We start from the raw sequence: 23,285 nt of genomic DNA, 5'->3' as shown, positions 1-23,285 counted from the left end.
CCTTAAAGTGCTTTAATATCTTGAATTAATGTATCCACATCTTCACGCTTTGTTGACCAGCTCGTACAGAAGCGTACTGCAAACAAATTGTTATCAATTTTCTCCCAATCAGCAAATGTATATTTCTCACGAAGTGTTTCAATCTGCGCTTTCGTTAATATTGGAAATCTTTGATTCGTAGGTGATGGATATTTCATTTGTATACCCTTTTCTTCAAATGCTTTCGTCAATTTATCGGCAAGTTCAACGGCATGTTTTGAAATTGCTTCATACAAGTTGTCTTCAAAGAGTACCTCATATTGAATACCGAGCAATCTACCTTTTGCAAGCATTCCACCGTTTTGTTTAATGAAATATCTAAAATCAGATTTTAATGCATCATTAGTAAACACTACTGCTTCTCCAAATAGTGCGCCTACTTTAGTGCCACCGATATAGAATACATCACTGAGTTCAGATAGATCTTTAATCGTTACATCATTTTCTTTAGCCGCTAATGCATAGCCTAAACGTGCTCCATCAACCATCAAGTACATATTCTTTTGTATACAGAAGTTATAAAGATCTGTTAATTCCTGCTTAGAATATAATGTCCCAAATTCCGTCGGTTGCGAGATATAGACCATCTTCGGTTGCGGAATATGTTCGAATGTCACATCATTCCAATAATCTTCAACATAATTTTCTACATCTTCTAAACGTAACTTCCCATCGATACCCGGAATTGTAATAACTTTATGACCCGTTGCTTCGATTGCACCTGTTTCGTGAACTGCGATATGCCCTGAATCGGCTGCAATGACAGCCTGATGAGGACGTAGCATTGATGCAATCACTGTCTTGTTTGTTTGTGTGCCACCAACTAAGAAGTGAACATCAACATCTCCACTACATCGTTCTTTTATTAATTCAGCTGCGCGCGTGCAGTGGTCATCGACACCATAACCCGGGTGCTGCTCATCATTTGTTAAGACTAAACGTTCTAGAATTAACGGGTGTCCACCAGTTGAATAATCATTATCAAATCGAATCATGTTATCTCTCCTTAGTTTTAGCGGTATCTTAATCTTTTATAGCTCGATACCGCTATTACTCACACGTTTTAGCGGTATCTTTAGTATCTTCGAACAGATTCCGCTATTATTACTTAATTTTAGCGGAATCTTTAATTATTGTCTTTAAATACTGCTATAACCTACTGCTTACATCACTTGGTCTTTTATCAACTCAATTATTTCTTTTTGAGACAATTCTTCCGTAATAATAAATTCTCCTTCTACTCCTAAATAATCTTTGTCCAGGAACCATTGACGCATTTCATCTTCACCAAATTCAACATTTTGTTTATATTGATGACGACGCAAAGTCTCTTCAAATGGAATATCAAAGTAATAAACGTAAGACGCATCATTATATTTATTAACCATCTCTATCAACATATCTCCATGTTTACGACGTGTTAATATTCCTTCTACTACAACATATTTACAGTGTTCCATACCAAATTCAATCATTGTTCTCAACAATTCAATCGAAATATTACCAACCTTATCTTTAACACGTAACATTTCTCTTCTTAATAAATCTTGAGAAATAAGAATCGTTCCTTCGCCCAGAGCTTCTTGCAGTAATTTAGCAGTTGAGGTTTTACCGCTTCCTGAATTACCTCTAAGTATCATTAATTTTGCCATCATATCACCCACTAAATATTCGGTCCATATAATCTATGTGTTTTGTCTTCAATTTCTCCTGATAGTTTTTTCTTTAAACTGACTTTCCATGAGTCAGCCAAAACATCAACTTCAGATAATTCCTTCACTAGACTTAACTCATCAGAAAAATGCATCACTTCGTTACACTTTGCAATGGTCCACTCTGGATTTGATCTTTCCATCAACTCAATTTTATTATTTACACTCACTACTCCAGGACGAAGCACTTTTAAGTACCAACCAGTTCTACCATTTTCTTCAGTAATCTTAGATAATTCTATTTCTCGATATTTTCTTGCCGGCTTCCAGCATGGTTTACGTGGTTGCGTAACTTGAAGAAGTGCATTACCAATTTGATAGATATCACCTAGACATACTGTTTGTTCATTCATATGTGTAACACTGAGATTTTCACCAAAACCACCTGGTTGTATATCTTTACTCAATTCATTTCGCCATAACGGATAATGTTCGATTGCATAACAAAATACAGCTTTGTCTACACCACCATGATGCTTTTTATCCGCAACTTCATCATCTTCAAAGCCATGTTCGGTCAAATTTCCACGTGAAACGGCATCTCGATTGATAGCTGAAATCCATGACTGATTTAATTTATCTGAAGCTTCTTCACTACCTAGTTGTTTTGGTTTTCCGATAAACATCATTTCAACATGCATACTAACACTCCTTTTAAATATCACGTTTAACGACATTCGGCAAATCCAGGAACGGCTGAATATCCTGAACGTATTCAAGAATTCCTTGATACTCACCTTTTTCATCAAAGACGCCTTTGTATGTTACATAAATATATTCTTCACCTTTCTTAAACCACATTGTCACAGTTTCCTGCTCCCTATTTTTAAGTTTACGCATAACTTGCATCATCTTCTTCAAACTCTTCGGTGGATGACAATTCGCTACACTTCTACCAATAGAAATCGGTGTGCGAATAAACATCATATCCACAGATTCAGTAATTTCATTAAAGTATTTAAATAATCCATTCTTATCAACAAATGTCAGTTCTAACGGAATATTATTAAGTATTAATTCCGCTTCTTTCAAGGTTAAGTAACCGCCACCTATTTTAATGTTTTGATTTTTACCTTCACTTTTCTTTTCTTTTGTTTGATATACTTTATCTTTATCAGACCATACTGATTTAACATCTACTGCATAACCAAATGCTTTACTTTCATTGGCGATAGCTTCATATTCCTGTGCTGTAAATAATTCCTGAATTAAAGGAATAAGAATGTCTTGCTCATGCAATATCATTTGCTTCATACCTTTATTTAACGTATCAAACGATTTTCTAATATGCTTAAACTCAATTTCATCAATTCGTTTTAGACGGTTTTTGAATTGATGATAAGTAGCGCGATTATCATCATCAAGTGCCCAAATCTTTCTTGGTAATGTATAAACTTGTTTTCGTTCTAATATCGGAAATATCAATTTTTCTTTACGGTTATAATGTGCATATAATGCACCTATTATTTTTAAATCTTCTTCAAGCATTGAACTGTCTTTTTTAGATGCTACAATCGTCAATTTCTTTTCCATACGTTCTAAAACAGTAATGAAGGTATCATTTTCTCTTTTCAAAATATTTAACGGATGATCATCGTCAAGTGAAATATATACTTCCTGTATCATTTCGTTCATATGACAATTATACATATCAATCAATTTATGAATTTCTTCTATTGAAGAAATACCTTCCGTGTAGTGTATTTGTATAATAGCGATTAAGAAATCAACCAACGAATATTTTTCTAAGTTAGCAACTGAATGATCTTCCTTATTACTTTGAATATTTGTCAGTATTGATTTTATTTCATTTGTAAGCTCGAAATTTATCATAGTACACCTCACTATATAAGATACATTTAATATACACCTTACAAAGTAATGCTGGGACCTTTCTCACAAACATTCACAAAATCGTCAGTCTATCGCTTAAAATCTTCCTTCAATAAAGCATAACGATTCATATCTCTAAACTCACCGTATAATAGAACATCTTGTTTATCCATACCAACAAACTCAAATCCAGCTTTCTCTGCAACTTTATTACTACCAATATTGTCAACATCAGCACTGATCGATAGTTTGTTCAAACCCATTTGATTGAAAGCAAAATCACATAAAGCAATTACTGATTTCGTCATAATCCCTTGACCATTTATATCTTCTTTCAACCAGTAACCGATCTCCGCCTTCTTAAAACCTTGATTAATCGCATGTAAATCTAGCGTTCCAGATAATTCTCCATCAACAAATATCAAAAATAAGCGCCCCGTTCCTTGCGCAAATTCATTCATCATCTTTTTAATAAATGCAGTTTCATGTGCAGGTTCAGTGATGATATCTATAAAAGTCAAAAATGTTCTTAGGTGCTCTCTATTTTGATCAATCACATTATACAAATCTTCCCCATGAAATATTTCTGCTTGTACCAGTTCAATACGCTCATCAATTTTAATAGATAGTCTGTTCATGTCCGTCCTCTTTTCTTATTATCTAAATTTTTCGATTTTTATTAGCTTATGGGAAATCTGTAAAAACGTCAATAAAAAGTCATCCCTTATGGAATGACTTAAATTTGGTTATAAATGTTTATAAACGCGATTTATATGTGTTCATTGCCAGTATTTTATTCGTCGTTAGGTCTACCTACCCAATACATGTCATAAATATCTTTATATTTCTCTTTCAACCTCTCAATAAACGCCGTATCAAAACTGACAATATCGATTACATCCGCACTTACGTAAATTAATTTATTTGAAGAAAAGAATATAATATAAGATGATTTTTCATGTCCGCAAATAACTTTAGTAATATATTTTATCAATGACTTTTGATCAATACCCTTCACGATTGCATTAACATAGTCAACCTCTTCTTCACCTTTATGAAATACTTCTTTCCAGTTTTTAATTTTAAAATATCGAGCTAAGTTAGTTTTCTCTTTATAAATGCGTTGGTCTTCCTTTATTTGTAAAAGAAATTCCATACTTATCGGTTCATTACTAAACGTATCCTCAACAATTTGCTTAATTAAACTGCCTTTCATCATTTCATAACCAAAACGAATTCTGTATTCATCACTGACTTGAAAATAGGGTGTCGGTTTGTCTATGCCAAAATAAATGTCTATTTCACCTATTATCATTTTGTCCTCCTAATAATAAATGTCACTGCATTCGTACTTAAATTTACATCTTTACCTGCACGATTTATTGTATAGTTTAAATTTTTAATTTCTTCTTTTACAAATTCAAAAGTACTAAATATTTTATGCACTAACTGCTGCATCCCCTTTGTCAGCATATTCACTTCAAACTGCGGTACTAATAATTCTCCTGTTTCGATATCTTTTTCTTGAACTTCAGAATTAATAATTAAACAGGCAATACCATTGATTACGAGATGATTTCTTATATTTTTTAATATTTTTTTAAACGCCGCTTCATCATTGACATGTTCAAGTGTTGAAACACCAATGATGAAATCATATTCTTTATTGATTTGATAATCTTCAATAGTAGATACAATTCCATTAATTTTATCTTTAACATGATACGCTTTAGCATTGTCATTAAGTATTTCAATTGCTGATGGCAGTAAATCAACACAATCTATAACTGTGCCATCTATCGACATCTGTGCAATGGCGATCGCGTTCCTACCAACACCACTACCTAAATCCAAAATCTTTAGTGGTTTTGAGCTGTCTATCATTTCAAATGCTTCCATTACGTTTGCGACTGGCTTTCCTATCCAACTACCAGGTTCATATAATTTCGTAGATTTATAAAAAGCATCATGGTATTCAATTTCTGCAGAACGTATCGCATCGAACTCACGCATCCCTCAACAATCCTTTCCGAACACATTTCTCAATAATTTCTTCTGCGAGTTCCCAGATTGCTGGCGCATCATTCTTAATAAATATCTTTTTATTTGTCACCTGTGATTTAGTCAGATTATATGGATTGTAATTCTCTTCACTTACTTCATACAGATTAATCAAAGCGATTAATGCATCAATCACTCTCGCAAACTTTGCTTCATGATTATCACCACGCTCAAAATTAGTCCATAGATCTATTGCACGCTTCTGATCATCTTCATCTAACATTGAAACTACTTTCTTCAGAGATTCAAGTTCTCTATCAAACGAGTCACTTTTCGCCTGGTCATCAAATACCCATGTATCTCCTGCATAGATTTCACCTAAATCATGAACCAATAGCATCTTGATCACCTGATTAATGTCTACTTGTTCAGGATAGAACTGTTCAAACTGCATCGCAACAAGTGCTGCCTGCCATGAATGTTCAGCACTATTTTCATATCTTCCATCTAACGTATCACTTTTTCTTTGAATCGTTTTTAACTGCTCGATTTCACGAGCAAAAGCATATACCTTATGGATTTCATTCATGCCTTTACACCTACTTTAAGAAATTTAATTTTGTCTAATTACGTAATTTTTACGAATGCTATTGTTTTATCATTACAGTCAATGTTATCCTAAAGTACAATCAAATTCACTATTTATGGAGGTATAAACCAATGGATAACGGGTTTATTTTTTTAAATATCTTAATTCTTAGTATTCTCATAGGAATACTTATATTCATGAACAAGAAACATATTTCTTTCTCTAAACGCGTCTTCACAGGTATGATTTTAGGGATTTTATTAGGCGTCGGACTTCAATTCGCTTATGGCACTGATTCTAAAGTAACTTTAGGTACGCTAGATTGGTACAGTATTGTCGGTAGTGGTTACGTTCAGCTATTAATGTTAATTGTTGTGCCACTTGTAATGGTATCTATCATCCGTTCTATCATTAATTTAAATACTACGGATCAACTTGGTAAGATGGCCAGCTGGGTAATCGGAATATTGATTACTACAACTTTAATTGCAGCAACAATCGGTATCGCCTCAGCGTTATTATTTGATTTAAACGCAGAAGATATTAGCATTGGTCAAGACGAAAAGACACGTGGTACTGAAATTCAAGAACGTTACGATACGATGGAACAAAAGACAATGCCACAACGTATCGTCAATTTTATTCCAAGCAATATATTTATGGATATGACAGGTGCAAGGCCTACTTCAACAATCGCTGTCGTTATCTTCTCATTCTTAGTTGGCATTGCAGTACTTGGGGTTCGAAGAAAACAACCGGAACATGCTGCTATGTTTACAAACATGGTGGATGCTGTATTTGCTGTTGTAATGCGACTTGTGACAATCATCTTACGCTTAACACCTTACGGGGTACTTGCATTAATGGCAAATATGATCGCAAGTACAAACTTCGCGGGTATAGTCGAACTGGGTAAATTCGTATTAGCATCTTATGTTGCTTTAGGAACAATGTTCATCATTCATTTACTTATCATTACATTAACTGGTTTAAATCCAATTCAATATTTAAAAAAGGTTTTCCCAACGTTAGCATTTGCTTTCACATCTCGTTCTAGTGCTGGAACAATTCCTTTAAATATCGCAGCACAAAAAAACGCTTTAGGTGTAGATGATGCAACAGCAAATATGTCAGCATCATTTGGTGCGACGATGGGTCAAAACGGTTGTGCCGGTATCTATCCTGCAATGCTTGCAGTAATGATTGCACCAACTGCTGGTATTAATCCACTTTCACCTGAATTTATCGTTCAATTAGCGATTATCACAGCGATTAGTTCATTCGGTGTAGCCGGTGTTGGTGGTGGTGCAACATTTGCTGCTATCATCGTTCTATCATCGATGGGATTACCAATTGCACTTGCAGGGGTATTAATCACAGTTGAACCATTAATTGATATGGGACGTACTGCGCTTAATGTAAATGGTAGTATGCTTTCAGGAACATTAACTTCTAAATTCTTAGGAAACTTCAATAAAAATATATTTAATGATAAACACGCTGTAGTTGAGAATACAGAAGTTTAAACAGACAACCCTCACTTATTCATAGGTGAGGGTTGTTCATATTTTATTCAATTGTGACAATCCTATGATATATAAATGCTATCTATTTACAACAACACAGAATGGGCGTATCTTAATATGTGAAATAAATCACGTTAAATTTAGAAAAGAAGATGATCTATATGTTCGGTATTTCATTTACCGGTTTGTTGTTGCGCTTTATCATTGGTGGTATTGCAGTAACTGCCGCTTCAATCATCGCAGGTAAAGTCGGTGGTAAGCTCGGTGGTATTATCGCTACAATGCCTGCTGTATTCCTGGCAGCGATTCTTTCTTTATCAGTTGACCATAGCGGCGATGAATTAGTTAATGCTTCAATGAATTTAAGCAGCGGTGCAATCATGGGCATAACAAGTTGTATCTTTACTGTCGCACTCACTTCAATCTATGTAACGAAACATGGTTTTAAAAAAGGTGCTGCCTTCTCTGTCGGGTGTTGGTTCGTTATTTCATGCGCATTATTTGTATTAAAAAATATTTAAAAGGAAGTCCTCTCTATGAAACCAAAAGTATTAATGCTTAAATTCTTAATCGGTGGTTCTACAGTAGCATTCAGTTATTTCGTGTCGTGTATTATACCATGGAAAGACTTTGGCGGTATATTCGCTACTTTTCCTGCTGTCTTCTTATTATCAATGGTCATTGCAGGTTTTGAATATGGTGATGAACTTGCTAGTCACGTTTGTCGTGGTGCAATATTTGGTATGTCCGGTTGTCTATGTTCAATTCTTGCTACATGGGGAATGTTAAGTACAACTTCTAACTGGCCACTCAGTATAATTGTTGGTTTTGCAACATGGTTCATTAGTGCTGTGATGATTTCAACGATTGTCGCTAAAGTTACTGTTCTCGCAACGCATAAATCTACTGCAAAGCATATTGCAGTTCATAAATAAAAATATAAAGAAATAGGGAGACGAATATTCGTCTCCCTAGTTCTTTATTATTATTTTGTATAAGTTACAACTGATGGATTAATTTTAACTGAAGTTAAGTATCCCGCTTTATCAAAGTTTGCTGAGTAAGATCCAACTTTTGTTTTGAAAGTTGCTACTGAATTCTTGCTTTTTGAAGTTTTATCACTAATTAAAGTATTTGCAGCATGTGCTTTTAAGAAATCAGCTTTTTTAATAACTCCTTTTTTAACTGGGAAACTCATAGATGTAATTACACCTTTAGTTTTGTAAACTACAGTATCATTTACCATAGATTTAACCGGTTTAGATTGAATAGTCGGTGTTTTAGTAACTGATAAATTATTTAATTTAAAGTTACCGTAGTTTAATGCTTGTACGAAGTATTTATCTAATTCGAAATCAGCGTTACGAGAAGTATAACCATTATAGTTATAATAAGGTTCTGTTACTTTCGTAGCACTTTTTGTTGGTGTCGCTTTAGTTGTAGTCGTAGTTGTACCTGCTTTGATTGCTCCGCTCTTTACTTCATCAGTTTTTGTAACTGTTGTCACTACAGTAGTTGTAGTTGTTGTTTTAGTTGTTGTTACTGTATCTGCTTTAGCAACATTTACCCCTGTTAATAAAACTGTAGAAACAGCTGCAGTTGCGATTAATTTATTGATCATTTTTGTTGTCATCGTAATCTCTCCTATTTAGATAAATTCATTGCTCATTAATACTACTTCCACAACCTCTATTTGTCAATTCATTCCAATCAATATAGGTCTAAAGTATGAGAGGCGTTATTAGCGATTGCCATATGAATCAAAGAGGTGAATATTTTCTAAAGCAGCTGTTAAATATACTTTATTTCCTATTAACGGATTAGTATTTGTATAATATTTTATCTGCCTATGTTGTGCATCCTCAGCTGTAACAGCGATATCTTTCCCTAATAGTTCAACACGTTTAATAATCACGGGATAACCTTGCTCTGAGATGATAATGTGTTCCGGGCGAATACCGATCATTGTATCGGTATCGATATTTAGATTTGGATTTAACTGCTTTGATTGCTGTTTATCTAATTTCAATATATTCATAGGTGGACGTCCGATGAAAGTTGCAACAAACACATGTTTTGGATGATGATACATGTTATATGGTGTATCGTATTGCATCATTTTTCCTTCGTTCAGCATGACAATCTTATCACTTATACTCAAGGCTTCCTCCTGATCATGCGTAACAAATAACGTCGTAATATTTAAACGCTGTTGTATCGCTCTGATTTCCTCACGCATTGATACTCTTAATCTTGCATCTAAATTTGATAAAGGTTCATCTAATAATAATATTTCTGGTTCTCTGACAATAGCTCGTGCTATTGCAACACGTTGCTGTTGTCCACCAGATAGTTCTTTTGGTAAACGGTTTAAATATGTATCAATTTCTACTAGCTTTGCAGCATATTCTACTTTCTCTTTTATCACACGTTTCGATAATCGCTTCATCTTCAGTGGAAAGGCGATATTATTGAAGACAGTCATATGTGGATAAAGTGCATAATCCTGAAATACCATACCAATATTGCGTGCATCAGCCTTTAAATGAGTTACATCATTACCGTCAATAATAATTTGTCCTCTTGTAGGTTGTAGTAATCCTGCAAGCATAAATAAAGTAGTACTCTTGCCACATCCTGACGGCCCAAGTATACTAACAAACTCACCTGAACTAATGATAAGATTTAAATTATTGACAGCTATTGTATCTTTAAACTGCATTGATATATTTTTAAATTCAATCATAGTAGATATCCTCATTCTTTATACTTACATTTAGCATATCAAATTTTGATGTGTTATTGATAACTCATCCATATAAATGTTAATAAATAAGTAATAAAAAAAGTATCACATTCCATAACGGAACATGATACTTATAAATATATTATTTAACTACATCGTATCCTTGATCTTCGATGGCTTCTTTCATTGCATCAACAGTTACTGATTCTTCGTGATCAACTGTTACATTTGCTGCTTCTAAATCAACCGCAGCTGATTTAACACCATCTAATTTATTTACTGCACCTTCTACCGCTTCTTTACAATGTCCACATGTCATACCTTCTACTTTAAGAATTGTTTCCATAATAATTCCCTCACTTTTTAGTATTTTATATGTTCTATTTTATTTTAACAGTTTTTAGTCTTAAGGCGTTACTCACAACACTTACTGATGATAAAGCCATAGCAGCACCAGCAATCCATGGTGCAAGTAATCCTAAGGCTGCAACTGGTATACCAAGAATATTATATCCAAATGCGAATCCTAAATTTTGTTTTATATTTTTAATTGTTGCGTGACTAATTTTAATCGCTTCAGGTATAAGTGTAAGCTCTCCGCCTAGAATCGTAACATCAGCTGCTTCAATCGCGACTTCTGTACCTGTGCCAATTGCGATACCGATATCCGCTAATGCAAGCGCTGGCGCATCATTCACACCATCTCCTACCATAGCAACTTTTCTTCCTTCATCCTGCAGCGCTTTAATCTTATTAGACTTTTGTTCTGGCAGCACTTCAGCAATGACTTCTGTAATACCAACAGATTTCGCGATGGCGTTAGCTGTAATCGCATTATCTCCAGTCAGCATCACAACTTGTAAGCCCATTGCTTTCATTTCTTCAATAGCTTGTTTTGCAGTATCTTTCACTGTATCTAATACTGCTACAATACCACGTAACTCATTATCGATAGCAATTAGCATGGCCGTTTTACCCTCTGCTTCAAATTGCTCCATTCGATTGATACTTGAATCAATATCAATGTGATGATCTGTCATTAGCTTTCTGTTACCGATGAGTATGGTATGGTTACCGATAACTGTTTCAATACCATGGCCAGGTATTGCATTAAATTGACTAGTTTCTAATAATTCTATATTTTTTTCTTTTGCATATTTTACGATGGCGGTTGCTAATGGATGTTCAGAAGCTTGTTCACTACTTGCAAGATATTGTAGTGTTAATTCATCGCCTGTAAAATCAGTTACTTCAGGTTCACCTTTTGTAATCGTACCTGTTTTATCCAATACAATCGTATCAATTTCATGTGTTCTTTCTAAGTGTTCTCCGCCTTTAAAGAGAATTCCTGCTTCAGCTGCACGTCCGGTACCAACCATAATAGATGTTGGTGTAGCTAGTCCTAAAGCACAAGGACAAGCAATAACAAGCACTGCAATAGCAGCTACTAATGCTGGTTCAAACTGACCAGGTGTCACAAATATCATCCAGATGATAAATGTTATAGCCGCTATACCTATCACTACTGGTACAAAGTATCCTGCAATGATATCAGCAAGACGCTGGATAGGCGCTTTTGAACCTTGCGCCTGCTCAACGATCTTCACGATAGATTGTAATGCTGTATCACGACCCACTTTCGTTGCACGTATCGTAATACTACCATTATTATTCATCGTTGCTCCAAAGACATTTGCTCCGATAGTTTTCTCGACAGGAATCGATTCGCCCGTAAGCATCGATTCATCTATAGATGTATGACCTTTAATAATTTCTCCATCAACCGGTACTTTCTCACCCGGCTTGATGATCAATGTATCTCCAACGATAACGTCTTCAACCGGTATCATTATTTCTTTATTGTCTCTTATCACTCTTGCTTCTTTTGCCTGTAAATTAAGTAATGAAGATAGTGCATGCGTTGTCTGTGACTTCGCTCTTGCTTCAAGATATTTACCGAACAATATTAATGTAATTAATACTGCGCTTGTTTCAAAATATAGATGTGGCATGTAATCGGGATTATTAATTGTCTTCAATCCTTCATAAACACTATAGAAAAATGCAGCACTTGTACCTAATGCAACAAGCACATCCATATTCGCTCCGCCACTTCGTAAATTTTTATAGGCTCCATCATAGAACTGCCAGCCAATAATGAATTGTACAGGGAAAGCAAACGCTAACTGGAACCACGGGTTCATAAATATATGCGGCAAATGGATACCAAACAGATGCGTTAACATTGTTAGTAATAACGGTAATGATAATAAAGCTGAAATAATGAGTTTAATCTTTTTCTTCCTCAATTCATCCGCTTTCGCTGAAGCCTTATTTTCATCCGAACTTTTAAGTTTTGCATCGTAACCTAGTTTACGAATACGTTCGATAATCATTTGTGCATCCATATTTCCTGGATAATAATCAATCGTTGCTTCTTCTGTCGTAAGATTAACAGTAGCATTCTTAATTTCCGGCTGTTTATTCAGTACCTTTTCAATTCTTGATGAACACGCTGCACAAGTCATGCCCATAACATCCAGTTCAATATGTTCAGGCTTAACTTTATAGCCTAACTTATCAATTCTTTCTGAGATATCTTCTACACTCACTTTTTCTGAATCATATTGAACGCTTGCTTTTTCAGTCGTTAAATTAACTTTTGCATCTACACCGTCCATTTTATTGAGTACTTTCTCTATTCTAGTAGAACACGCTGCACAAGTCATACCCTCTATAGGTAATGTAATATCTTTCATACTGACACCTACTTTCCAAATTGGCGCAGTACTTTCATCAATTCATCAATTGATTCAGCACCTTCACCTTTTTTAATTGCATCACTCACACAGTGATTCATATGACGTTCTGTTACGGAGAAACCAACTTGCTTCAACGCGCTTTCTATCGCGCTAATTTGAATCAATATATCAACACAATAACGATCTTCTTCAATCATTTTCTGAATACCACGAACTTGTCCTTCAATACGCTTTAACCGTTTTACCATCTTTTCTTTTTCTTCTTCAGTTCTTGGTGTTACTGTATGTTGATGCTCCATACTATCACCCTCTCGTATACCCCTATCAGGTATTAATTTAATTCTATTTTATACCCATAGGAGGTATGTGTCAATATATAAGATTTGAAAAATTATAAAAAAATAAGCTAACGCTTTAAAAGTTAGCTTACTCAATTTATTTCACAACCATCACCGGTATATGTACTTCTTTCACTACTTTATGACTGACGCTTCCCATCACCATTTCCTGAAATGCGTTAAGACCACGCGTTCCTATCACAAGTAAATCATATTCATGCGTATTTCCTATTTGAATAATCGTATCTTTCGGTACCCCGTGTTCTATGCGAACTTCATATGTTATATCATTATTCTCATATTCTTCTATAATAGGTTGAATTAAAGATTTTCTTTGATCAACACTGCTTGTTTCACTATGCAGTACTGCATCTTTTGAATCTTCATGTGAAACGATACTTAATAATGTATATTTCATAGCATTTATCTTCAATGCTTCTTTAGCTGCTCTGAAGCTATTATCAGAACCATCCACCGCTATAACTACTGACTGATACATCTCTACACCTCTTTCGTTTGCTTAAGATAATCATTTCTATTAAAGATAAAGTTAATTATACTCCCTACAATAACTCCAATCGCCAAATTATGCGTTGCTAATACAAGTATAATTGTAACAAGTACTACGATAATATCTGTAACTTTAGCATTGCGTAAGAATTTGAAACTTCCCCAGTCAAACGTACTAAATGATACTACAACCATAATACCTGCAAGAATAGACATAGGAATCTGAATCACATAATGCCCTAACACAATAATTAAAAACATTAAAAAACTACCTGCAACTAACGATGACAATCTTGTTGTGCCGCCAGACTTCAAATTCATTACAGATTGACCGATCATTGCGCATCCTCCAATACCACCGAAAAAGCCTGCAACGATATTGGCAATGCCTTGTCCACGAGATTCAACATTTTTATCACTTTCATTTTCCAGTGCATCATCGACAATCTTTGCAGTAAGTAAACTTTCTACAAGTCCCACAACAGCCATCGACAAACTATATGGCAATATAATCAATAAAGTTTCCAGATTAAATGGTACATTTGGAATAAAGAAATGTGGTAAAGTACGTTTAATTTCTCCAAGATCACCAACAGTTCTAACATCGGCATTTGTCATTATCGAGATGATCGTTAATAATAACACTGCAATGAGTGGCGCTGGTATCTTCGTAAAGTACCTCGGAACGATATAAACAATCGCAATTGTAACAATTGCAAATACATAAGTAACACCTGTCAGTCCGAATATATGTTGTAACTGAGAGCTAAATATTAAGATTGCTAGTGAATCAACAAATCCCATCATCACTGTATTTGGAATGTATTTTAGTAATTTACCGACTTTGAACATGCCAAATACTACCTGAATGATACCCATTAATATTGTTGCTGCAAGTAAATAATCCACCCCGTGGGTTTTAACAAGCGGGAATACCAATAATGCAATCGCACCAGCTGCTGCTGATATCATCGCAGATCGGCCACCTGTAAAAGCAATCGTCACCGCAATAATAAATGATGCATATAATCCGACCATAGGGTCTACCCCAGCAATGACACTAAATGCGATAACTTCAGGAATTAAAGCGAGAGATACAACAATTCCCGCTAATATATTTTGAAATGGTTTATCTAGCCATTCTCGTTGTAAATATTGATTCATAAAGACCTCCGAATTTATTCTAACCAAAATATAACCATACAATATCCATTGTAAAAGAACAATAAAAAATGACTATATGTTTAATATAGTCATCGAAAATTATATAGTTTTTTTTCATCAATTACTTTAATCAGTTTATTATCTCTTTCAATAATATTTTTATCTTCTAATAATTTAAATTTTCTAGATACTGTTTCGGGACTTGTCCCTAAAAAAGCGGCAAGTTCCTTCATTTTCATGGGTATTTCGATGTAGGATGAAGCTGATGTTTTATGAAGATATGACAAATATAATGCTAGTCGTTCTTCTATCTTTTCCATCGTTAAGAATTGTGTTTGTTTTTCAACTTCTTCCATCTTCATAGCATTAATTGTAAGTAATTTCAGTGATATGTTAGGGTACTGTAGAAGTAAATTTTGAAAATCACTCTGTTTTAATACACAGATTTCTGTATCAGTGATTGCTTCACCATATAGGCTTTCATTGTTAACACCTAACACAAAATTTTCTCCTTCAAAATCTCCGACTTCTGCAATGCGCAGCAATTGTTCTTTACCATTCGATGATAATCGATAGACTTTCATTACACCTTGTGCAACTAATGATAGTTGTGGTTCAGTTTCTGGTGAAAAGATGATATTTCCTTTTTTAAAGTGGTGATGTGTGACTAAATTATTGATCATTTCCTGTTCTTCATACGACAAATGGTTAAATAGCGGCACTCTTTCTACACAAAAATGATGATGACACCTCATCTTTTCACCTCCATTACTGTTATGTTTAAAATAACATATTATTATTTCACTTTCGAACTAATTACTTCATAACCCATGTTTTGAATTGCTGAATTGATTGACTCGATTTCTGTTATGTGTTCATCGAAATCTACTTTTACTTTACTCGCATTAAACATTACCTTTACAGAGTCTTTGTTTACTCCTGACACACTTTTAACTGCACCTTCTATCTTTTGAATACATGATGGACAAGACAATGTTTCTAGTTGAATTGTTGCTTTCATATCCGTTCACTCCTTTATATGATTTAGTTCAATTATATCGCCTTTTGCTTATTATTAACTTGATAGCTATCAAGTTTGGTATTATTTCGATAGCGCATTAATCGCATACCATTTAATATAACAACGATAATGCTCACCTCGTGAACCAACATTCCAATTGTCATATTCATCCATTCAGCGAATATTAAACTTAACAATAATACTAATACAACTCCGAGTGCAATAATGATATTCTGCTTCATATTATTGGATATCTTTTTAGTTAACCCATGAGCATAGGATAATTGCTCCATTGCAGAATGCATAAGTACGATATCTGAAGTTTCAATTGCTACATCTGTTCCGCCGCCCATCGCAATACCAATATTTGCAGTTGCTAGTGACGGACTGTCATTAATACCATCTCCTACAAATGCAACTCTTTCTCCTTTATCTTGTAACATCTTTATATATTCAGCTTTATCTTCGGGTAACATCCCACCCAATGCAATATCAATCGGTAGTTGCTCAGCTACACGATTCACTGTTCCTTGATTATCTCCCGATAAAATGATTAATTTTTTTACTCCTTGATGTTTAAGTTGTAATAAATTTCGTTTTACATCGTGTCTTAATTGATCTTGAATACCAATCATTACTTTCAGCTCCTTATTAATTGCCATAAGCACTATTGATTGACCGGATTCAATTAATTTATTTATTTTTTCACGATTATTATTATTGATTTCAACATCATAATTATGCATTAAACTTAAATTTCCTAGAATAATTTTCTTATCGCCGCTATAAGCCACAATACCTTTTCCTTTAATTACATCAACTTTATCAAAACGAACTATTTTCTGACTTCCGATATCATTTAAAATTGCTTTTGCGAGTGGATGATTCGACTCATGTTCAATACTATAAAGGTAAGATAATATAGATTGTTTATTTTCACCAATAATTTTTTTATAGGCAACGGTAGGATTGCCTTCAGTTAAAGTTCCTGTTTTATCAAAAACAATTGTATCTACTTTACTAAAGTCGTTTATCATTTCACTGCCTTTCAGAAGTACACCATGTTTGGCTCCATTTCCAATACCGGTTACATTTGATACTGGTACACCAATTACTAATGCTCCTGGACAGCCTAATACCAGGATAGTAATTGCTAATGCCACATCTCTCGTCAAAATACCAACGATTACAGCTAGTAATAGTACAAATGGTGTATAATATTTTGAAAAACGGTCAATGAATTTTTCTGCTGCTGATTTTGAATCTTGTGCTTCTTCAACAAGTTCAATTATTTTACCGAATAATGTATCTTCTCCAACTGTCTCAGTTTGAATACGAATGGTTCCATTCTCAACTATTGTTCCAGCGTATACTTTATCATTTAAGCTCTTCTGAACCCATTTTGATTCACCTGTAATACTTGCTTCATTCAATGCACCGCTTCCATAAACCACATGACCATCTACCGGCACTTTGTCTCCTGTTTTTACTAATAAAATATCATTAGTTGCGACATCATCAATATCGATAGTTTCAGTCCTGCCATGCTCTCGTAAGATTACTACTTTTTCAGGCACAAGTGTAACGAGTGACTGTATAGCTGATCTTGTCTTTTTTAACGTGCGTTTTTCCAAAAATGCACCAAGTAAAAATAGAAATGATACAATTGCTGCCTCCTCAAAGTTCCTAATTAACAATGCACCTAATACAGCTACAGAGACCAAAACATCAATGCTAATCACCTTCACACGTAAAGAATGATATCCTTGTATCAAAATTGGTGATACAGCAAGAATCGATGCTAAACCTAGTAATATTTCAGAAATTAATTGAACTTTAAGCACAAATTCTGCTATCAATCCAACAACAATTAATGTACCGCACAATACCATAATGTAATCTTTACTTTTCATAATGAAACGTTGCATTTTAATTACCTCCTGTTCTTACTTATAATGTAACAAGTTTCATAATATTAAACATTGATAGGTATCAAGAAAAGAGGGTGTGTCTATTGACACACCCTCTTTAAAAAATATTTATCCCAGTACTTGTGCATATTGAGCTTGTTGTAGCTTGTAGTATCTTCCTTTCAGGTTAATGAGTTCCTCATGACTACCCATCTCTGCAATATGCCCATCTTCTATATAAAAAATACGATCTACATCTCTAATCGTTGAAAGTCGATGTGCAATGGTTAATGTCGTTCTACCTTCAGATAACTGTTTAAATGCTGATTGTATTCGATTCTCAGTTTCAACATCTAACGCACTTGTTGCTTCGTCAAGTATGATAATTTCAGGATTCTTTAAGAACATACGTGCAATTGACACACGTTGTTTCTGTCCTCCTGAAAGTTTCGTTCCACGTTCACCAACAATTGTATGTATCCCTTCTGGAAGTGTATCAATGAATGGTTTCAATTGCGCTTTAGTTATTGCATCCATAATCTCTTCATCTGTTGCTTCTAAATTTCCATAAGCAATATTGTCTCTTAACGTACCACTGAACAAGAACACATCTTGTTGTACAAGCCCAATTTTGCTGCGTAAAGATTCAAGTGTCATCTGTTTAATATCTACATTGTTAATTGTGATACGTCCATCAACCGGATCGTAAAATCTTGGTAACATCGAACAAATTGTCGTTTTACCTCCACCACTTGGACCAACTAAAGCAATCTTTTCACCACGATTTATTGTAAACGATAAATCGTCAAGTATTGTCTTATCACCATATTTAAATGTTACATTTTCGTATGAAATCACTTGAGGTGTGCCTTCAAACATAATTGCATTCGGTGCATCTTTAATATCTGTTGTTGTCTTCATCAGTTCCTGAAAGTTATTAAACCCTGCAATCCCTTTTGGAAACAATTCAATAATCAAGTTAATCGATTGAAGCGGCTTAAATAATATATCCGTAATCATAATAAATGCTACAAACTCTCCGTAATTCATTGCATTATTCAATACGAAATAACATCCAAGAATCAATACAATAATCAACGTAAATTTCTGTGCCAGATAACCAATCGAACTATTCCATGACATAAAGTTATATGCTTTTAATTTCGTTGCACGGAAGTCTTCGTTTGTCTGTAGGAAGCGCTTCTCTTCAAAGCGTTCGTTAGTAAATGCTTGTACAAGACGAATACCACCGATACTTTCGCTAATAACATCATTAAACTGAGAAACATTGCCAAATAATCTGCGGAATTGTGTTGTCATCTTTTTGTTGAAATAAATTGTTAAGATAAATATCACCGGTACGATACAGAATGTAATAAGCGCAAGCTTCACATCAATCGTGAGCATAATGAGAAGTGCCCCAATAACTGTCATTACAGCGACAAACACTTCCTCTGGACCGTGATGCGCAAGTTCCCCAATATCCATCAAATCATTTGTGAGTCGACCGATAAGTTTCCCTGTCTTATTGTTATCGAAGAATCCGAAATTTAATCGCTGAAGATGACGATAAAGTTCATTACGAATATCACGTTCTATATTTGTTCCAAGCTTATGTCCCCAATACGTGACGATAAACTTAAGAACTGTAACAAAGGAAAACACAAGAAATAATCCTATTGCACCGAGCACAATCATATTCCAGTCTTTTGTCGGTAACAGCTTATCGATGAAAAGACTCGTAATCAGTGGAAAGACAAGTTCCAAAACTCCAACAAACACTGCAGAACCGAAATCCAGCATAAACAGACCTTTATATGGTTTATAATATTGGAAAAATGATTTCATATACGATACTCCTTAATTAAATTACTTAAATTCATTAACAAAAATACATATATTATATAGTATATAAATTAATATTAACATATCCTGTAATTAAGACGTCTATAGAAATCTCCCTTACAATGTTATCACCCTTAATACTATTATTTTTCATGAAAAAAGAGCGGAGATTCATCTCCACCCTTAATTAAGCCATTCCGACATGACCAAGTATTATTTTCTGTACATATCCTTTTTCAACAACAAACTGTATAGCGTTACCATTCAGATTATAGATGTATACACCATCAACTTTTGATGGAATAGCTTTATTGCCATCTGATATGAGTTTTCCTTTAAATAGATAATCATTACCATATACTTTTTTTACACTACTCATTTTCAGCTCTTTGTTCTTCACTCCTAAAGTAGCTGTATATGGATTTTTGTCCCCTTGTTTAAAGAACGTATAGTTCTGATCATATACATCTTTTGTGTAACCTGTACCTGATACACCAGAAACAATGCGTTGTAAATCAACTTTATGTTTATTAATCTTCACATTATTGACTTTTACAGCACGCACAAAGTCTTTATCTAATACAAATTTAGCATTTCCACTTGTGTATCCTGAATAGTTATAATAAGGCTTTTGAACCTTGACCATCTTCTGTTTAGCAAGTGCATCTTCACCCTGCACTCCACCTAGAGACATTGTTGCGGCTAATGTTGTTGCACCTATTACTTTTGCAAGCTTCTTCATTTTTACCACTCCTAATATACTATTTCCTATTGGCTCGCATACACGATTACTTTACCCTACTGCGAATACGTAAAACATCACTTAACCTTTGCCCTTTAACATCGCATGCCAGTACATAAATGGAATCGCACGTTTCTTCACTTGATATAGCAATGGATTTGTCTTACCTTGATCGATCGGCATCGACTCTTTCGGTTTCATATCATATCCGAATTCTGCGATAAACGCCTGTCCATATTCAGTTGCTACAGGACATGCCGTTGCGCCATCATAATGACTAGATAACGGTCTATTATTCATTTGTGATAATAAGTTTTTCACAAGAATAGGCACTTGTTTCCTCACTGCAGCCCCCATCTTTACTGTTGGCAAGTTCGTACAATCTCCTATTCCAAATACATTTAGATGACGCACATGCTGTAATGTATTTGGATTTACATCCAGCCATCCTTCAGCATCACTTAAAGTAGATTGCTTCACGACGTCAGGTGCACTCATCGGCGGTGTAACAAGTAGCATCGAGAATGGCACTTCATATGTTTCCAAAGCAACTAAATCTTTAAAAGTAGCACGCTGGTTCTTGCCATCAACTTTCACAAGTTCCTGATTCAATCCATACTCAATATCCTTATTATGCAAATGTTTTTCAATATATGCTCTATACTTTTCTACAGGAAATAGCGTATCTTTTCCCGTCTTAAAGATTAAATGTGGTTGATCCTTTTTCTTGTCATGAACAAACTCATCAAAAGTAAATATTGAATTTTCTGGTGAGACCCCACCTTTAATTACTGATTTCGGTTTCGTTACAATGATATTGCCATCATTTGTCTGTTTCAACGTCTTGTACGTATAGTCTAAATAATCATAAAGATAGTTCGTACATACACCATTCTTTCCTAAAGTTTCTTCTAAACCTTCTATCTTATTGAAATCAAGCTGGATGCCAAGTGCTACCACTAAATATTCATACATCACATATTCACCGTTATCCAAATGAACTTTACGTTCTACCGGCTGAATAAATTTCACCTTTTGCTGTTCGTAATCAATTCCATTCGGTATAACTTTTTTCATAGGCTTAACCGTATCTTTCTTATTTTCATCCCCAGAACCTACCAGTGGCCAGGCGGGCTGATATGCATGTTTATTCGCATGATCAACAATAAGTATATCTTTTACCCCTGCATTTTTTAATCTACTTGCAGTTGATATACCACCAGCACCTGCTCCAAGTATTACAACTTTGTATTTTTTTATCATTATCTCACCCCTTATAAAATATGTTTATTCTTTTTAATACCCTTAATATACTTTTCCATTCATTTTGCATATACCTCACATGATAAATTGACTATTGGTATAATAAAATGAGTAGGCTTTTAAAAGGAAGATTATTTTTAATACATAGTACTTCATTATTAGGTCGCAATTAATCTATAATTGAGTCTATATCTAGACATTAAATTTTATAGAAATGAGGAAAACAGATGTTCTTAGCCTGGAAAGAAATCATGCATAACAAACTCAAGTTCTCACTGATTATCGGTGTACTTGTTTTAATTTCATATTTATTATTTTTAATATCTGGATTATCTAATGGCTTAATGGGAATGAACCGAGAAGCAATTGATAAATGGAATCCAGATGCAATTGTCGTCACGAAAGAATCTAACAGAAACTTAGCACAATCTTTAATGGAGAAAGATGCATTAGATAATAAGTTCGATAAGGTCGCTCCAATTAAGAATCTTGCAGTGATCATCGCAAAAGGTGATAAAAAACAAAATACATTGTTATTCGGGATAGATAAAGACACATTCATCAATCCTAATATTACAGAAGGTAAGTCATTTAACGATGATTACGAAGTGGTTGCGAACGATGGATTAAAACAAAAAGGCTTTAAACTCGGAGATACTGTTGATATTGCTGGTAGTGATGAAGATTTAAAGATCGTTGGATTTACAAATAACGCAAAATATAATGCAGCGAATGTGTTGTACAGTAATAATGCAACTGCAGACAAACTTTCTATGAACCGTTTGAAAGATAAAGCGAATGCATTTTTAATTAAAGATTCGAATTATAAAGCCCAAAAAATCGATAGTGACTTTGAAGCAATTGATAAAGAAACGTTTATTACTAAGTTGCCAGGTTACACAGAGCAAAAACTGACACTAGATGTCATGAGTTATTTCTTATTTACGATTGCAACATTTATTATCGGGATATTCCTTTATATATTAACGATTCAAAAAGCACCCGTATTTGGTCTACTTAAAGCACAAGGGATTAGCAATGGCTTCTTAGCGCGATCATTAATCATCCAGACGTTAATCTTATCAGTTATCGCTGTCGTCATTGCACTGATACTTACTATAATCACTGCTAACATCATACCTGATGTTGTACCAATAAAGTTTGTATGGTCAATGATTGGAATTTATGCCGGCGTTATTATATTAACAGCGATTATCGGTGGATTATTCTCTATCCGTTCAATCCAAAAAGTAGATCCATTAAAAACGATAGGATAAGGTGAGC

General features: G+C 34.3%; 24 protein-coding genes and 1 pseudogene. 4 read left to right on the top strand and 21 right to left on the bottom strand.

What is annotated here, in order from left to right; all coding sequences use genetic code 11:
* Window positions 1-2 precede the first annotated feature (2 nt).
* The 8 genes from JJJ02_RS10015 to JJJ02_RS09980 form a co-directional block, all read right to left on the bottom strand.
* A complete protein-coding gene (locus JJJ02_RS10015; RefSeq protein WP_240838802.1) occupies window positions 3-1,034 on the bottom strand; it encodes a threonine aldolase family protein in 1,032 nt (343 codons plus the stop codon).
* A gap of 168 nt (window positions 1,035-1,202) precedes the next feature.
* Window positions 1,203-1,691, bottom strand: coding sequence for a kinase (locus JJJ02_RS10010; protein ID WP_240838800.1), 489 nt, complete (start codon window positions 1,689-1,691; stop codon window positions 1,203-1,205).
* 11 nt (window positions 1,692-1,702) lie between these two features.
* Window positions 1,703-2,392 carry an MOSC domain-containing protein gene (locus tag JJJ02_RS10005; protein ID WP_240838798.1) on the bottom strand — a complete coding sequence of 230 codons (690 nt, stop codon included), beginning with the start codon at window positions 2,390-2,392 and terminating at the stop codon, window positions 1,703-1,705.
* Window positions 2,393-2,405: 13 nt separating this feature from the next.
* Window positions 2,406-3,584 (bottom strand): PAS domain-containing protein, encoded by a 1,179-nt coding sequence (locus JJJ02_RS10000; RefSeq protein ID WP_240838796.1) that lies wholly within the window; start codon window positions 3,582-3,584, stop codon window positions 2,406-2,408.
* Window positions 3,585-3,673: 89 nt separating this feature from the next.
* Window positions 3,674-4,222, bottom strand: a complete 549-nt coding sequence (locus JJJ02_RS09995) for a GNAT family N-acetyltransferase (protein WP_240838794.1) — start codon at window positions 4,220-4,222, stop codon at window positions 3,674-3,676.
* 155 nt (window positions 4,223-4,377) lie between these two features.
* Window positions 4,378-4,899, bottom strand: a complete 522-nt coding sequence (locus JJJ02_RS09990) for a hypothetical protein (RefSeq protein WP_240838792.1) — start codon at window positions 4,897-4,899, stop codon at window positions 4,378-4,380.
* Window positions 4,896-5,597 (bottom strand): class I SAM-dependent methyltransferase, encoded by a 702-nt coding sequence (locus JJJ02_RS09985; RefSeq protein ID WP_240838790.1) that lies wholly within the window; start codon window positions 5,595-5,597, stop codon window positions 4,896-4,898. The genes JJJ02_RS09990 and JJJ02_RS09985 overlap by 4 nt, the downstream gene beginning before the upstream one ends.
* Window positions 5,590-6,174, bottom strand: coding sequence for an HD domain-containing protein (locus JJJ02_RS09980; protein ID WP_240838788.1), 585 nt, complete (start codon window positions 6,172-6,174; stop codon window positions 5,590-5,592). Before JJJ02_RS09980 ends, JJJ02_RS09985 begins: the two co-directional genes overlap by 8 nt.
* A gap of 131 nt (window positions 6,175-6,305) precedes the next feature.
* Between JJJ02_RS09980 and JJJ02_RS09975 the strand changes: the two genes are divergently transcribed.
* The 3 genes from JJJ02_RS09975 (at window position 6,306) to JJJ02_RS09965 (ending at window position 8,635) form a co-directional block, all read left to right on the top strand.
* Window positions 6,306-7,700, top strand: coding sequence for an L-cystine transporter (locus tag JJJ02_RS09975; protein WP_240838786.1), 1,395 nt, complete (start codon window positions 6,306-6,308; stop codon window positions 7,698-7,700).
* Window positions 7,701-7,861: 161 nt separating this feature from the next.
* Window positions 7,862-8,221 carry a DUF3147 family protein gene (locus JJJ02_RS09970; RefSeq protein ID WP_099578867.1) on the top strand — a complete coding sequence of 120 codons (360 nt, stop codon included), beginning with the start codon at window positions 7,862-7,864 and terminating at the stop codon, window positions 8,219-8,221.
* Between the two features lie 15 nt (window positions 8,222-8,236).
* A complete protein-coding gene (locus JJJ02_RS09965) occupies window positions 8,237-8,635 on the top strand; it encodes a DUF3147 family protein (protein ID WP_240838784.1) in 399 nt (132 codons plus the stop codon).
* 50 nt (window positions 8,636-8,685) lie between these two features.
* Here JJJ02_RS09965 and isaB (JJJ02_RS09960) read toward each other — a convergent pair whose 3' ends face one another.
* The 13 genes and pseudogenes from isaB (JJJ02_RS09960) to JJJ02_RS09900 form a co-directional block, all read right to left on the bottom strand.
* A complete protein-coding gene (gene isaB / locus JJJ02_RS09960) occupies window positions 8,686-9,333 on the bottom strand; it encodes an immunodominant staphylococcal antigen IsaB family protein (RefSeq protein ID WP_111717241.1) in 648 nt (215 codons plus the stop codon).
* Between the two features lie 108 nt (window positions 9,334-9,441).
* Complete coding sequence (locus tag JJJ02_RS09955; RefSeq protein ID WP_240838782.1) at window positions 9,442-10,446, bottom strand: ABC transporter ATP-binding protein; 1,005 nt, start codon at window positions 10,444-10,446, stop codon at window positions 9,442-9,444.
* Window positions 10,447-10,588: 142 nt separating this feature from the next.
* Complete coding sequence (copZ, locus tag JJJ02_RS09950; protein WP_099578875.1) at window positions 10,589-10,792, bottom strand: copper chaperone CopZ; 204 nt, start codon at window positions 10,790-10,792, stop codon at window positions 10,589-10,591.
* Window positions 10,793-10,826: 34 nt separating this feature from the next.
* Entirely contained in the window at window positions 10,827-13,205 is a 2,379-nt protein-coding gene (locus JJJ02_RS09945; protein WP_240838780.1) for a heavy metal translocating P-type ATPase, read from the bottom strand.
* A gap of 8 nt (window positions 13,206-13,213) precedes the next feature.
* Entirely contained in the window at window positions 13,214-13,507 is a 294-nt protein-coding gene (locus JJJ02_RS09940; protein WP_096077431.1) for a metal-sensing transcriptional repressor, read from the bottom strand.
* Window positions 13,508-13,643: 136 nt separating this feature from the next.
* On the bottom strand, window positions 13,644-14,045 hold the full coding sequence (locus JJJ02_RS09935) for a universal stress protein (protein ID WP_239241998.1): 402 nt from the start codon (window positions 14,043-14,045) through the stop codon (window positions 13,644-13,646).
* A gap of 41 nt (window positions 14,046-14,086) precedes the next feature.
* Window positions 14,087-15,220: pseudogene (locus tag JJJ02_RS09930) on the bottom strand (SulP family inorganic anion transporter); the annotation flags it as partial.
* Window positions 15,221-15,309: 89 nt separating this feature from the next.
* Window positions 15,310-15,975 carry a Crp/Fnr family transcriptional regulator gene (locus JJJ02_RS09925; RefSeq protein WP_239242000.1) on the bottom strand — a complete coding sequence of 222 codons (666 nt, stop codon included), beginning with the start codon at window positions 15,973-15,975 and terminating at the stop codon, window positions 15,310-15,312.
* Between the two features lie 41 nt (window positions 15,976-16,016).
* Window positions 16,017-16,241, bottom strand: a complete 225-nt coding sequence (locus tag JJJ02_RS09920; RefSeq protein ID WP_096077435.1) for a heavy-metal-associated domain-containing protein — start codon at window positions 16,239-16,241, stop codon at window positions 16,017-16,019.
* Window positions 16,242-16,273: 32 nt separating this feature from the next.
* Window positions 16,274-18,169 (bottom strand): heavy metal translocating P-type ATPase, encoded by a 1,896-nt coding sequence (locus JJJ02_RS09915; RefSeq protein WP_239242001.1) that lies wholly within the window; start codon window positions 18,167-18,169, stop codon window positions 16,274-16,276.
* 111 nt (window positions 18,170-18,280) lie between these two features.
* Window positions 18,281-19,999 (bottom strand): ABC transporter ATP-binding protein, encoded by a 1,719-nt coding sequence (locus tag JJJ02_RS09910; protein ID WP_240838778.1) that lies wholly within the window; start codon window positions 19,997-19,999, stop codon window positions 18,281-18,283.
* Window positions 20,000-20,183: 184 nt separating this feature from the next.
* Entirely contained in the window at window positions 20,184-20,738 is a 555-nt protein-coding gene (gene isaB / locus JJJ02_RS09905) for an immunodominant staphylococcal antigen IsaB family protein (protein ID WP_239242003.1), read from the bottom strand.
* Between the two features lie 81 nt (window positions 20,739-20,819).
* Entirely contained in the window at window positions 20,820-22,001 is a 1,182-nt protein-coding gene (locus JJJ02_RS09900) for an NAD(P)/FAD-dependent oxidoreductase (RefSeq protein ID WP_240838776.1), read from the bottom strand.
* A 227-nt stretch (window positions 22,002-22,228) separates the two neighbouring features.
* Here JJJ02_RS09900 and JJJ02_RS09895 point away from each other — a divergent pair, with 227 nt between their 5' ends.
* Window positions 22,229-23,278, top strand: coding sequence for an ABC transporter permease (locus tag JJJ02_RS09895; protein ID WP_240838774.1), 1,050 nt, complete (start codon window positions 22,229-22,231; stop codon window positions 23,276-23,278).
* Window positions 23,279-23,285: the final 7 nt, after the last annotated feature.

The organism is Macrococcus sp. PK (assembly GCF_022501545.1).
Classification (GTDB): domain Bacteria; phylum Bacillota; class Bacilli; order Staphylococcales; family Staphylococcaceae; genus Macrococcoides; species Macrococcoides epidermidis.
Note: the sequence above shows the minus strand (reverse complement) of the source record. Positions and strands in the feature narration are given on the sequence as shown.